The sequence below is a fragment of the Kangiella sp. genome (genome assembly GCF_014762745.1).
Taxonomy (GTDB): domain Bacteria; phylum Pseudomonadota; class Gammaproteobacteria; order Enterobacterales; family Kangiellaceae; genus Kangiella.
The window spans coordinates 1-12,121 of record NZ_JABURJ010000045.1; the positions used below are offsets into that span (position 1 = coordinate 1).

Annotated in this window: 15 protein-coding genes and 1 pseudogene; 13 read left to right on the forward strand and 3 right to left on the reverse strand. The window is 44.8% G+C overall.

The features are described 5' to 3' along the window. The first annotated feature begins 271 nt into the window (after positions 1–271). The 10 genes from HUJ19_RS02865 (at position 272) to HUJ19_RS02910 (ending at position 8,111) form a co-directional block, all read left to right on the forward strand. Positions 272–1,114, forward strand: coding sequence for a TlpA disulfide reductase family protein (locus HUJ19_RS02865; protein ID WP_290622183.1), 843 nt, complete (start codon positions 272–274; stop codon positions 1,112–1,114). Positions 1,115–1,220: 106 nt separating this feature from the next. After that, positions 1,221–1,727 (forward strand): 5-(carboxyamino)imidazole ribonucleotide mutase, encoded by a 507-nt coding sequence (gene purE, locus HUJ19_RS02870; protein WP_290622184.1) that lies wholly within the window; start codon positions 1,221–1,223, stop codon positions 1,725–1,727. Next, a complete protein-coding gene (locus HUJ19_RS02875) occupies positions 1,657–2,325 on the forward strand; it encodes a Sua5/YciO/YrdC/YwlC family protein (RefSeq protein ID WP_290622185.1) in 669 nt (222 codons plus the stop codon). The genes purE and HUJ19_RS02875 overlap by 71 nt, the downstream gene beginning before the upstream one ends. Before the next feature lie 9 nt (positions 2,326–2,334). After that, entirely contained in the window at positions 2,335–3,261 is a 927-nt protein-coding gene (hemF, locus tag HUJ19_RS02880; protein ID WP_290622186.1) for an oxygen-dependent coproporphyrinogen oxidase, read from the forward strand. A gap of 22 nt (positions 3,262–3,283) precedes the next feature. Next, positions 3,284–4,282, forward strand: coding sequence for a porphobilinogen synthase (gene hemB / locus HUJ19_RS02885; protein WP_290622187.1), 999 nt, complete (start codon positions 3,284–3,286; stop codon positions 4,280–4,282). Positions 4,283–4,297: 15 nt separating this feature from the next. Then, positions 4,298–5,185 carry an AEC family transporter gene (locus tag HUJ19_RS02890; protein ID WP_290622188.1) on the forward strand — a complete coding sequence of 296 codons (888 nt, stop codon included), beginning with the start codon at positions 4,298–4,300 and terminating at the stop codon, positions 5,183–5,185. Between the two features lie 55 nt (positions 5,186–5,240). Next, positions 5,241–5,960 carry a DUF4197 domain-containing protein gene (locus tag HUJ19_RS02895; RefSeq protein ID WP_290622189.1) on the forward strand — a complete coding sequence of 240 codons (720 nt, stop codon included), beginning with the start codon at positions 5,241–5,243 and terminating at the stop codon, positions 5,958–5,960. A 79-nt stretch (positions 5,961–6,039) separates the two neighbouring features. Then, positions 6,040–6,912, forward strand: a complete 873-nt coding sequence (locus HUJ19_RS02900; protein WP_290622190.1) for an alpha/beta fold hydrolase — start codon at positions 6,040–6,042, stop codon at positions 6,910–6,912. 9 nt (positions 6,913–6,921) lie between these two features. Continuing rightward, on the forward strand, positions 6,922–7,419 hold the full coding sequence (locus HUJ19_RS02905; RefSeq protein WP_290622191.1) for a hotdog domain-containing protein: 498 nt from the start codon (positions 6,922–6,924) through the stop codon (positions 7,417–7,419). Further along, on the forward strand, positions 7,410–8,111 hold the full coding sequence (locus HUJ19_RS02910; protein ID WP_290622192.1) for a hypothetical protein: 702 nt from the start codon (positions 7,410–7,412) through the stop codon (positions 8,109–8,111). The genes HUJ19_RS02905 and HUJ19_RS02910 overlap by 10 nt, the downstream gene beginning before the upstream one ends. 45 nt (positions 8,112–8,156) lie before the next feature. Here the strand turns inward: HUJ19_RS02910 and HUJ19_RS02915 are convergent, their stop codons facing one another. Both HUJ19_RS02915 and HUJ19_RS02920 read right to left on the reverse strand, forming a co-directional pair. Next, positions 8,157–8,438 carry a hypothetical protein gene (locus HUJ19_RS02915; protein WP_290622193.1) on the reverse strand — a complete coding sequence of 94 codons (282 nt, stop codon included), beginning with the start codon at positions 8,436–8,438 and terminating at the stop codon, positions 8,157–8,159. Positions 8,439–8,557: 119 nt separating this feature from the next. Further along, positions 8,558–8,833 carry a hypothetical protein gene (locus HUJ19_RS02920; protein WP_290622194.1) on the reverse strand — a complete coding sequence of 92 codons (276 nt, stop codon included), beginning with the start codon at positions 8,831–8,833 and terminating at the stop codon, positions 8,558–8,560. A 197-nt stretch (positions 8,834–9,030) separates the two neighbouring features. Here HUJ19_RS02920 and HUJ19_RS02925 point away from each other — a divergent pair, with 197 nt between their 5' ends. Then, positions 9,031–9,468, forward strand: coding sequence for a hypothetical protein (locus HUJ19_RS02925; RefSeq protein ID WP_290622195.1), 438 nt, complete (start codon positions 9,031–9,033; stop codon positions 9,466–9,468). A gap of 77 nt (positions 9,469–9,545) precedes the next feature. On the opposite strand, the gene rhlB is transcribed toward HUJ19_RS02925, so the two are convergent. Then, complete coding sequence (rhlB, locus tag HUJ19_RS02930) at positions 9,546–10,805, reverse strand: ATP-dependent RNA helicase RhlB (protein WP_367273956.1); 1,260 nt, start codon at positions 10,803–10,805, stop codon at positions 9,546–9,548. A 78-nt stretch (positions 10,806–10,883) separates the two neighbouring features. On the opposite strand from rhlB, the pseudogene trxA reads away from it, so the two are divergent. Both trxA and rho read left to right on the forward strand, forming a co-directional pair. Further along, a pseudogene (trxA, locus tag HUJ19_RS02935) lies at positions 10,884–11,240 on the forward strand (thioredoxin TrxA); the annotation flags it as partial. Positions 11,241–11,459: 219 nt separating this feature from the next. After that, the coding region (gene rho, locus HUJ19_RS02940; RefSeq protein WP_290622197.1) for a transcription termination factor Rho at positions 11,460–12,121 on the forward strand (662 nt) is incomplete at its 3' end.

The following is a 12,121-nucleotide window of genomic DNA, read 5'->3' on the forward strand; positions in this document are numbered from 1 at the left end:
GATGCCGAGTTTGCCTGGGTAGAAAATCTGGAAAGTAGATCTGAGCCTCATTAATTGGTCTTCCAACTAGACTGATTAGAGTCTCGGGCTACACCACAGCGGCAATGGGCCGTGAACTCACAATAAAGTAGATGTTAACTACTTAAAAGTCTTTTAGTCTAAAAACTAATCCAAGTTAAACCAGTTTTACTCAATCTTTACAGGCAGTTGACGAAAATTAATACTCCGTTGGCGTAAGATAGCGCCAACATTAGCAACTACTGATAAATCTATGATGTCACTTTCAATTGGCCCCATTAGCCTCCCTTTTGATCGTTTTTTAATTCTTGTTTGCCTGGCAATTGCCTTTATCGTGGGTGCCTTTGCAGCGAAAAAAGATAAAACTTCAGTAGACGGCAGTATTGCCGGTGTCTTTATACTGGCAATGCTGGCCGCTCGAATTAGCTTCGTTGTTCAGTATTGGTCGGAATATCAGGCAGACTTGTGGTCGATCATTAATATCCGCGACAGTGGTTTTGATGGAGTAACTGCAGTGATTGTCGGGACTCTGGCACTGGCAGGGTTTGCCTGGAAAAAACCAAAGGGGCGTCGAGCTTTAATCAAAGGCTTCTCCGCGGGTGCTCTGGTTTGGACAGTAACAACTTTTGCCATAGGCACCATAGAGGATACGTCTAAGCAATTACCTACCATTATGGTTAAGCAAATGAATGGCGAAACTGTAGATCTGAATCAGGTGGAACAAGGCAAACCGCGGGTCATCAATCTGTGGGCTACCTGGTGTCCGCCCTGCCGTCGTGAAATGCCGGTGCTGGAAGAGGCTCAGCAAAACAACAGTGATATTGGTTTTGTGTTCGTTAATCAGGGCGAGCATTCAGTAGTGATTGAACAGTATTTGCAGCAGGAGGCGTTAAGCCTGGAGAATGTGATGGCTGACAGTACTGGCAGTCTGGGTTATCAGGTCGGTAGTCGTGCCTTACCAACAACGATTTTTGTCAATGCACGCGGTGAACTGGTTGATGCGCACCTGGGTGAGTTGTCGAGAGCCAGCCTTAAGGCCAAACTGGAGAAGCTGACTAATAACGAGCTGAAGTTACGCAAGCTTGAGTCGGATTAATAAGATTCGGCTATGTTTGGCTAAAAAACCTACACAAATCAGGCACAAATCGGTAAAATTCGCACTGTTTTCCATTTCCAGACCAGCAAACTTCGAGGTTTATCTCATGTCTGATGCTTTTGTAGCAATATTAATGGGTTCGGATTCTGACCTTCCTACCATGCAAAAAACCTATGACACTTTGAAAAAATTAGGTGTTAAGGTTGAGATGAAGGTCACCTCTGCGCACCGTACGCCAGCCCAAACCCATGCATACGTGAAAGATGCTGAAGAGCGTGGCTGCAAAGTGTTTATCTGTGCGGCCGGTTTAGCGGCTCACCTTGCTGGTGCTGTTGCTGGTTTGACGGTTAAGCCGGTTATTGGTGTGCCAATGGACGCCGGTCCATTGCAGGGTCATGATGCTTTATTGTCAACGGTGATGATGCCTGGTGGTGTTCCAGTTGCTACCGTGGCTATTGGCTCAGCGGGGGCGAAAAACGCTGCATACCTTGCTGCACAGATTATTGCTTTGATCGATGATAAAGTGGCTAAAGCAGTAGCTGATGACCGTGTTGCCAATATGGAAGCGGTTGTGGCAAAAGATGCCGCATTACAAGAAAAACTTAAGGGTTAATCAATCCTTTAGTGATCACTGGATAGGACAGACATTGGCCTATATCAATCCTTTTAAAATGCATGTTGCCGCCCAGATCATACATCAGGGCGGTGTCATAGCCTATCCAACCGAGGCAGTCTATGGCCTGGGTTGTCATCCATCGGCCATCAAGGCCATTCAACGAATTCTCGATATCAAGCGTCGCCCCTGGCAGAAAGGTCTGATTCTAGTGGCGTCAAAGGTCGATCAGATTACGCCATATCTCAGCGATGAAGGACTCAAACTGATAGACTGCTTTAATGAAACGCATAAAAGGCCTGTCACCTGGTTGTTACCGGTGAGCCCAGAGGTGTCACCCTTGCTCCGCGGTAACCATAGCAAGATAGCAATTCGATTGAGCCAGAATCCTTATGTTAAGGCCTTGTGTGATGCAGCAAACAGTGCTTTGGTTTCGACCAGTGCCAATCGTGCCGGTCAGCCTGAAATGACAACGGCGGAAGAAGTGCGATGCCAGATGGCGGGCGAGGTGGATATGATTATTGTTGGGCCTACTGGCGGCCATACACGCCCTTCATCCATCATTGATGCGCAAACCCGAGAAGTTCTAAGAGCTTAAGAGTCTTACATGCAAAATATCAATATTGAAAACGTTCAGCGTTATTTACTGGAGTTACAACGAGACATTTGCCAGCAGTTGGCTGAAGAAGATGGTGAAAAAGACTTTATCGTTGACGAATGGCAACGGGAACAGGGTGGCGGCGGCTTAACCCGCGTCATGGAACATGGCGGCGTGATTGAAAAGGGCGGCGTCAACTATTCCTATGTGGAAGGCACCAATATGCCCGCCTCGGCTACCGCACATCGACCGGAATTAGCGGGGCGTAGTTTTAAAGCTATGGGCGTTTCGTTAGTCATCCACCCGAAGAATCCATATGCTCCGACTTCACATATGAATGTGCGTTTTTTCATTGCAGAAAAAGAAGGTGCAGAGCCAATCTGGTGGTTTGGTGGTGGTTTTGATTTAACGCCCTATTATGCCAATAAAGACGACTGCATCTTCTGGCATCAGCAAGCGAAAGCGGCCTGCGATCCTTTTGGTGAAGATGTTTATGATAAATACAAAAAATGGTGTGATGACTATTTTTACCTAAAGCATCGCGATGAGCACCGCGGTATTGGTGGTCTGTTTTTTGATGATCTTAACGCTGAAACGACCGGCTGGGATTTCGAGCAATGCTTTGCCTTCATGCGTTCAGTGGGCGATCACTACATCAAAGCTTACCGCCCGATTTTGGCAAAAAACAAAGACAAACCTTACACTGAAGCAGAGCGGGATTTTCAGCTCTATCGACGCGGCCGCTATGTGGAGTTTAATCTGGTCTGGGATCGCGGAACTCTGTTTGGTTTGCAGACCGGTGGTCGAACCGAGTCGATTCTGATGTCATTGCCGAGCGAAGTTCGCTGGTGCTATAACTGGCAACCAGAAGCAGGCAGTCGAGAAGCTGAGCTGACAGACTATTATTTAAAGCCGAAAGATTGGCTCAACCAATAAGTTGAGAATAAGGTAGAAAATTATGAATAGCGGATTTTTCCCCAGTCGACGATTACGCCGCCTAAGAGCGAATGAGTTTAGTCGTGATTTGGTGCGTGAGAACAGCATTTCAGCCAAAGATTTAATTTATCCAGTGTTTGTACTTGAAGGCGAGAATAGAAAAGAGTCGGTAGCTTCGATGCCTGGCGTTGAGCGCAAAACCTTGGATTTGTTATTAGTGGAGTGCCAGGAGATTGTCGATCTGGGTATTCCGGCAATTGCCCTGTTTCCTGTAATTGACGCTTCGAAAAAATCACTCGAAGCAGAAGAAGCCTATAACCCGGATGGGTTGGTACAGACTACAGTAAAAGCCATTAAAGCGAAGTTTCCGCAACTAGGTGTGATTACTGACGTAGCGCTAGACCCTTATACCTCGCATGGACAAGACGGTATTGTTGACGATAGTGGTTATATCCTGAATGACATCACCAAAGAGGTGTTGGTTAAGCAGGCCTTAAGTCACGCCGTAGCAGGTGCCGATGTGGTTGCTCCTTCGGATATGATGGATGGTCGTGTTGGTGCCATTCGCGAGGCGCTGGAAGCGTCAGATTATGTGAACACCATGATACTGTCTTACGCGGCTAAATATGCTTCCAGCTTTTATGGACCTTTCCGTGACGCGGTTGGTTCAGCTGGTGCTTTGGGTAAGGCGGACAAGAAAACTTATCAGATGGATCCGGCCAATTCAGATGAGGCTTTGCATGAAGTGGCACTGGACATCGAAGAAGGTGCCGATATGGTAATGGTTAAACCGGGCATGCCTTATCTGGACATTGTTCGTCGGGTTAAAGACGAGTTTAAAGTACCGACTTTTGCTTATCAGGTCAGCGGTGAATACGCCATGATCAAAGCGGCCTCTGCCAATGGTTGGCTGGATGAAGAACAGATCGTGATGGAAGCCATGATGAGCTTCAAGCGCGCCGGTTGTGATGGGATCCTGACCTATTTCGCCAAAGATATTTGCCGTTATTTAGCTAAATAAACAGGTACTCTTTAGATGCTCATTCTGGACGCCATTATTCCCATCGCCCTGGTGGTGATTATTGGTGTCTTGTTAGTCAAGTCCGGTTATGTCAGCGACGCCTTCTTTCCTGAGCTATCTAAGCTGGTTTTCCGGGTTTTTGTTCCGGTCTTTCTGTTTGTCAGTGTCTACCGTAGCGGCTTGCAGGACGTTGGTCAGACACTGGTAGCATATTTTATTCCGGTACTGGTGGTGTTCGTTGCGGTTGCCTTGCTAATGAACCACCGCATGGCATTGACTTCAACCTTTTCCAATAACGTATTAGTGGGCATTCCAGTTATTTTATCGGTAGCAGGTGAGCAAGGACTGACCATTACCCTTGCCGTAATTTCAGCGCACAGCCTGATCCTGTTCAGTGCTTTTTACCTCTTTTCAACCAAGGTCAATGTCACCCCATCTAAATTTAAGGCCAGCATGAACCTCTTCAGTAACCCGGTCATTATTGGCTTATTACTGGGACTGGTTTTTAATTACAGCGGTATTGAGTTACCGAAACAACTGATGACGCCTTTGGAAATGGTGTCTGAGGCGGCCCTGCCGCTGGCACTAATTATTCTTGGCAGTTCATTGGCACAGATGGGCAAAATTAAAGCTGCGTTACTACAAAAAACGGCCTTGATAACGGCTATCAAGCTGATCCTGTTACCATTAGTGGTTTATAGTTTTGGGCGCTGGGTGATGGAGCTTGATGGGGTGGTTTTAATATCGCTGGTTATTCTTGCCGCCTGCCCAACCGGGATCAGTGTGATGCCCTTTGTTGAAGCAGTCGAGCCTGATCGACAGGTTGCACATAGCACCATTGCCGTTTCTACCCTCCTCTCTGTAATTTGTATACCAATTACCATTTGGCTGGTTCAGGGCTAGAGCCTTATAAAGTCATTTTGTATGATGGGCTATAAAAACAGCTCGGGAATACATCATGCTCAAACTATTCAAACTCACGATTATATTGCTAGCGTCTATAAGTTTAAGTTCCTGTAAAACCACGGATGTACAACGGGTCTTGGATACCCTGGGTGGTGCCAACCAGCCTTTATCAGAACAGACGGTAGTGGCTGGTCTGAAGCAGGCTTTAGAAGTTGGCACTGAAAACGCCGTTTTCAAAACCAATAAAACCGGTGGTTTTAGCAATAATCCACTGATTAAGATTATGGTGCCGGAGCAGTTTAGCGATGTTGCCAGCAAGGTCAGGCAAATTGGTCTCGGTTCCTATGTGGATAAATTTGAGTTACAGATGAACCGCGCAGCGGAACAGGCTTCTGGCGAAGCCAAACAGGTTTTTTTAAGCGCCATATCCGGTATGACGGTGCAGGATGCCTGGGGTATTTTGCGTGGCAGCGACAATGCGGCGACACAATACTTTAGAAATAAAACTGAGCGTCAACTGGAGCAGAAGTTTGCCCCCATTATTAGCAATAACATGCAAAAAGTCGGCTTTTACAGTGATTACCGTCGCTTGCTGACCACCTACGACAATATTCCGTTTACCGAAAAACCTAACCTTGATATCGAAGAATATGTGATGAGCGAAACCATGGATGGCCTCTTCTTATTGGTGGCAGAGGAAGAAGCGAAAATTCGCCGCGACCCTTTGGCCAGAACAACCGAATTGCTGCAAAAAGTCTTCGCTCAACAGTAAATAAAAAGGCCAGACCACTGGCCTTTCACTTTGATATCAGGTATTTATGTAGTTTTAGTCACTATTATCGGGTATCAGTTTGTCTTATCCCCATCAAAAAATCACAATTCCAGCAAAAGATGGCTTTGAGCTATCTGCTACCTTATATCCAGTAGAATCCGAAAACTCAACCAGTAGGCTGATTATTATTGGCTCGGCGTTTGGCGTTCCACATCAGTACTATAAGCATGTTGCCAATTACTTTGCTGAGCAGGGTATTAACTGTATTACCTTTGACTATAGAGGGATTGGTCAGTCTAAGGAAGGCACTATGCCAGCAAGTGATATGCTGATGCAGCATTGGGGGCAGCTGGATTTAGAGGGTGTCATACAATATGTCGAAAAGCACTATAAGCCTGATGAGTTGTATTATCTTGGCCATAGTGCCGGTGGCCAGATTTTGGGTTTGGCTCCCTCTTCTGATAAATTTAGCAAGGTTATTCTGGCAGCGACAGGCGTCGGCGCCTGGCGTGCCTGGATGGGGATGCAAAAATACCTGCTGGCGGCCATGTGGTATTTAGCGATGCCCTTAATGATGTTGCTCCAGCGAGGGGACTTTTTCCATTCGAAGATGCTGGGGCCTATTCCGGTACCCAAACATGCGGTTAAGCAATGGGTTGAGTGGGCAAAGTCAGAAGATTATTTATTTACTGCAAAACATGGTCTGGACTTGTCCGGGTACGAAAAAATTCGAGCGGATATCTTTGCTTTGACTATTTCAGACGACTGGTATGCCCCACAATCCTCAAGAGATGCCCTCTTGTCTCATTACTCTAACAGTCACCGAATAACCCAATATATACTGCCACAGGATTTAGAACTGAAACGCATCGGTCACTTTGGATTATTTAGGAAAAAGCAGGAAATCGTTAAAGGAATATGGCAACCTATGATTAATTTTTTAAACCAGTAGGCAAACACTATGGCAGAACGCAATAAGAAGAAAGCAGAAGAAATTGAAACATGGAACTTTGTCTTTCCAAACCAGAGCAATCCATACGGCAACATGTTTGGTGGTGAATTGCTTGCAATTATGGATACAACAGCTGCAATGGCCGCAATCCGTTATGCAGAAAAAACTGTATCAACGGCATCTGTTGAGCGAGTGATATTTAAAAAGCCTATTTTTGTCGGCGATAGAATTAAAACGGTAGCTAAAGTAGTGTTGGTAGGCAGAACCTCAATGATGGTACGCACCGATGTGTTCGTCGATAAAGGCGGCGAAGAGGGTGATGTGCTCAGTACCACGGCGCACTTTACCTTAGTGGCCTTTGATGAACAACGAGTACCGGCAGAAGTGCCAGAACTCATCATTGAAACCGATAAAGAAAAGAAGCAGAGTGAATTAGCGCAACAGATCAAAGATCATGTTGGCCGCAGAGAAGTCAGAATTAAAGAAGTCGTGGAGAAATGGAAATGATCAAAAAAATAGTACTGGGGTTGCTGCTGTTTGTTGCTTCAGTTGTTTATGCAGAAGATACGATCTTAATTGGCGAGACAGAAATTAAGCTTCCGCAGGTCGAAGGCTTCCAGAGTATTGGGCAAAGTCATTTTATGTATGACATTATGCTCAGTTTTGTTCCTCCAACTAACGAATTATTAGATATTAAATTGCAGAATAGTGATATAGCTGCTGAGGTTAGAGGGGATGAACCACAGTATAATCGCTATATCGTTGTACAAACTTATAGACCGGCTAAAAACAGGGCGGTAACTGATTCTGAATTCACTCAGTTAAGAAATTATCTGGATACTCAGTACGATGATATGACCCGTGCAATACAATCTAAAATAGATGAGCTATCCGAAAAGGGGTCAAAAGCGATCAGCGATAAATACTCGGTCGAAATGGCATTCAAAGTTTCTGAGAATGTGCCATTGGAGACTTTTTACAATGAGGGGCAACGCTTTTCAGCTATGCATTTAATGAGAACCGATGTCAATGTGGAAGGAATTTCAGAAGTGGTTAGGACTACCATGGGTTTAAATGTCCTTCATGTGAAAAAAAAGATTATCTATCTATATGTTTATGAAGAATCGGATTCGGAATCAGCGCGGGACTGGGTAAAGAGCACATCCACCAGTTTTAGTGAAGCAATAATTAAGCAGTAGGGTTATAAAAATAAAAAGGCTACCGAGGTAGCCTTTTTGATTCTCTTAACGTCCTTCTGGACCCGTCATACTGGAGCCTTGAGCATTTTCAATGGCCTGCCTACTTTTTTCTTGTAGATCTTCATAATCTTCTTTAGTCCAGCACTGCTTGGTCTTAAAGTGAGTGCCTACTTTTTGAGTGCGTTTACAAATGATTTGTTGGTCATTATTTTCTTTAGAAGCAAGTTGCTCTCCAGTTTCTGCAACGTCTTTATCCGCTACAGAAGAGTTTGTTGCACAAGCTGATACGAAAAGTATTAATGATAAGAATGATAATTTTTTTAACATGACTATCCCTTTTTTAGGTAAATTTGTGAAAAGTTAACAGACAGAGAAACTAACTGAAACCTAAGAAGTGTAACTGAATATGTAAGAGCCGATGATTGTATTGGCTCAATTAATCATAATTACTTGCTTGAATGTGGTAAATCGTCAACCGAAATAGGGCGACTGGACTGAGATTGGCTGCTGTTGGGCATGAAAGACACTCTACTGGTCTGGTATTTTTGTTTTGACATGCACGTTTTTTCTTTAATATTCCAACCTTGTTTTTTTGTATAAAAGCAAATCTGTTGTTCAGGTGAGTCAGCGCCAGCCTGCTCAGATACAAAATTATTAGTGCTAGCCGTAGAGCATGCACTAAGGCCCAAAGCGGCTAGAGAGAGTATTAGTACCTTTTTCATAATTATTTCCTTATGTTAACGACTCCATTGGAAAGACTAGCCTACCTAATGAAAAGTGACAAATAAAGTAAAATAAATCAAAATCCTATAATATTTTGTGAGCTAGTTCGCGCAAAAATCTGAATGCCATTTGATTTGTGGGTACAAAAAGTATCAAGATGTAAGGTGTTGATCTTCCAAACAATAAGGAGAACAAGATGAAGAAGTTAATCAGTTATCTGGTAATCGCAGTATTTTTATTTAATGCGTCGGGTTGCGGTACGATTCTGCACCCTGAACGGAAGGGGCAGGTTGATGGGCGAATCGATCCTTCAATAGCGGTATTGGATGGTTTAGGTCTGTTGTTGTTTTTGATCCCGGGCATTATAGCATTCGCTGTGGACTTTAATAATGGCACCATCTATTTACCGGGTACCCAGGGCAGTTTGCATGATGATGATGGAACACGTGTTGTAAAGTTTGATGGCGATCTGGATATCGAGGAACTGGAAGCCATTCTGGAACAAGAAACCGGCCGCGATCTGGATCTGAAGAAAGATTTAACCATGGTAATGGAGCCTGCGACTATTGAGGAAGCACAAATGCGCGTGGTGCTTATCAATAAATCCATGAATTTAAATTTGGCGCAGCAGTAACGGTTTTGGGATGTTGAGAATTAAAAAAGGCTACTCAGGTAGCCTTTTTTAATGGTTATTAATTATTGAAAGGAATATCAGTTTCGTGGATGGCGAGGTTTGCCACCGCTGCGACGTTGTGTTGGGTGGCGTCGCTTCTGTTGAATTGGTAATGAAGGCTTTAAGTTGGCCAGATATTCAGATTTGATTTCCAGTTTTGGTAAGGGGTGACCAACATACTCTTCGATAGCGGTTAGATTCATGGCAAAATCTTCGCCGGCAAAGCTGATGGCATCACCTTCAGCACCAGCCCGCGCGGTACGTCCGATGCGGTGCACATAATCTTCGGCATCATCCGGCAGGTGATAATTAAACACGTGGGTAATGCCATCAATGTGTAAGCCACGTGCGGCAACGTCGGTGCAGACCAGCACGCTGACATTTTCGTTTTTGAGTTCATCCAAAAGGCGTAGACGCTTTTTCTGATGAACATCGCCGGTTAGCAGTTCAGCTTTAATATCATTGCCAGCTAAACAGGCCCAGACATGCTCGGCAGCGCGTTTGGTATTAGTAAAGACAATCGCCTTTTCTGGCTGCAGGCGATTCATCAGGCCGACCAATAATGGTAATGCCTCTTCGCGACTTGGGTAGAATAAGGCTTCACGAATTTTCTTGGCCGTGACCTGTTGGGCCTGGATTTGCACATGCTGTGGGTTGTTCATATGCTCATAAGCCAGTTCCTGAACACGGTGCGACAGGGTGGCTGAGAACAACATATTGAGGCGATCAGTAGCAGGTGGCATGCGATTAAATAAATAACGAATATCTTTAATAAAGCCCAGATCGAACATACGATCGGCTTCGTCAAGAACCACGCTATCAATAGCTTCCAGGCCAAAGGCCTTGGTTTTATAGTAATCAATCAGACGACCAGTGGTGCCAATCAGGATATCAACACCATCGATCAGTTGCTGGCGTTGTTTTTCATGATCCTCGCCCCCATATACCACTCGAATCTTGAGATCGGTATATTTGCCCAGTTGGACGGCATCTTTGGCAATCTGCACTGCCAGCTCGCGAGTCGGTGCCATAATTAATGAACGGGGTTCATTTTTACGGCGACCTTCGATTTCAGGCAATGTTAGAATATCGTTCATGATGCCCAGTAAAAAGGCGATAGTTTTACCGGTTCCGGTTTGTGCCTGACCGGCAACATTCTGGCCTTTAAGTAATAAAGGCAGGGTTTTCGCCTGAATCGGCGTGCAATATTCAAAGCCAAGGTCAGAAACGGCCTTGAGCAATTTGGGATCTAGTCCTAGATCGGAAAATCTAATGGTCGATAGATGCGATGTATCCATAAGGTAATTTTTACCATTAGCGCTTGCATTAACAGGCGCGATTGTTTGAAATAGTGCCATTGTGCGTATGTACAGAGCCAAGCGCAAGTAAATAGCAGGAGAAATTTGATGAGTGACAAAATTGTATATCTGACTGATGCAACCTTTGAAGCAGAAGTTTTAAACTCTGATCAGCCAGTATTGGTCGATTACTGGGCAGAATGGTGTGGCCCATGCAAAATGATTGCGCCTATTCTCGACGAAGTAGCTGAGATGTATGAGGGTAAAGTTAAAGTTGCCAAGCTTAATATTGATGAAAACAACGAAACGCCTCCAAAATATGGTATTCGTGGTATCCCTACCCTGATGCTATTCAAGGGTGGTAACATAGAAGCAACTAAAGTCGGTGCTTTATCAAAATCTCAGTTAATGGCATTTATCGACAGCAACGTATAATGTCAAATTGATACTTAAAAGAGGCTGCGGCCTCTTTTTTGTGATTTTTAAGTGGTGGTCAAAACACTAGACACCCCGCAGAACTAATGCTACATTGAGCAAGCTAATAAAAAAGCGTCTCTAAGCCCCTGGGGCAAATTCCGTATCTTTTCCAAATAATTTTATTTCACAGGAACTCGTTTCAAGACGTTTCTATGTTTCAATCAACAATTCGACACTATGAATCTAACTGAATTAAAGCAAAAGTCAGCTCAAGAGCTGTCTGAAATGGCGAAAGCCGTTGGTCTCGACCACATGGCGCGTATGCGCAAACAAGACATCATCTTCGGTCTATTGAAGAATCACGCGAAAAGCGGCGAAGATATTTTTGGTGGTGGAGTTCTCGAAATTCTTCCCGACGGCTTCGGTTTCCTACGCTCAGCAGAAGGCTCATACTTGGCTGGTCCTGATGATATCTATGTATCCCCAAGCCAAATCAGACGCTTTAACCTGCGAACGGGCGATACCATTTTCGGCAAAATACGCCCACCGAAAGATGGTGAACGCTATTTTGCCCTTCTGAAAGTCGCAGAAATCAACTACGACAGCCCCGAAAACTCTCGCAACAAACTTCTCTTTGAAAACCTTACTCCACTCCACCCAGACGAACGTATGCGTATGGAGCGTGGTAATGGCTCAACCGAAGATATTACAGCGCGAGTCATTGACCTGGCAGCCCCTATCGGTAAAGGCCAGCGCGCACTCATCGTTTCGCCGCCAAAAGCCGGTAAAACCATGATGCTGCAAAACATTGCCCAATCGATTACCAGCAATCACCCAGAGTGTATGCTGATCGTTCTTCTGATAGATGAGCGGCCAGAAGAAGTGACCGAAATGCAGCG

Bases quoted from the DNA above. Each gene is read 5' to 3' on its own strand.
- rhlB (WP_367273956.1), bottom strand. From the start codon at position 10,805: ATGGATACATCGCATCTATCGACCATTAGATTTTCCGATCTAGGACTA.
- HUJ19_RS02875 (WP_290622185.1), top strand. From the start codon at position 1,657: ATGACCGTGTTGCCAATATGGAAGCGGTTGTGGCAAAAGATGCCGCAT.
- HUJ19_RS02895 (WP_290622189.1), top strand. From the start codon at position 5,241: ATGCTCAAACTATTCAAACTCACGATTATATTGCTAGCGTCTATAAGT.
- hemB (WP_290622187.1), top strand. From the start codon at position 3,284: ATGAATAGCGGATTTTTCCCCAGTCGACGATTACGCCGCCTAAGAGCG.
- HUJ19_RS02910 (WP_290622192.1), top strand. From the start codon at position 7,410: ATGGAAATGATCAAAAAAATAGTACTGGGGTTGCTGCTGTTTGTTGCT.
- HUJ19_RS02920 (WP_290622194.1), bottom strand. From the start codon at position 8,833: ATGAAAAAGGTACTAATACTCTCTCTAGCCGCTTTGGGCCTTAGTGCA.
- HUJ19_RS02890 (WP_290622188.1), top strand. From the start codon at position 4,298: ATGCTCATTCTGGACGCCATTATTCCCATCGCCCTGGTGGTGATTATT.
- hemF (WP_290622186.1), top strand. From the start codon at position 2,335: ATGCAAAATATCAATATTGAAAACGTTCAGCGTTATTTACTGGAGTTA.
- HUJ19_RS02915 (WP_290622193.1), bottom strand. From the start codon at position 8,438: ATGTTAAAAAAATTATCATTCTTATCATTAATACTTTTCGTATCAGCT.
- HUJ19_RS02865 (WP_290622183.1), top strand. From the start codon at position 272: ATGATGTCACTTTCAATTGGCCCCATTAGCCTCCCTTTTGATCGTTTT.
- HUJ19_RS02925 (WP_290622195.1), top strand. From the start codon at position 9,031: ATGAAGAAGTTAATCAGTTATCTGGTAATCGCAGTATTTTTATTTAAT.
- purE (WP_290622184.1), top strand. From the start codon at position 1,221: ATGTCTGATGCTTTTGTAGCAATATTAATGGGTTCGGATTCTGACCTT.
- HUJ19_RS02905 (WP_290622191.1), top strand. From the start codon at position 6,922: ATGGCAGAACGCAATAAGAAGAAAGCAGAAGAAATTGAAACATGGAAC.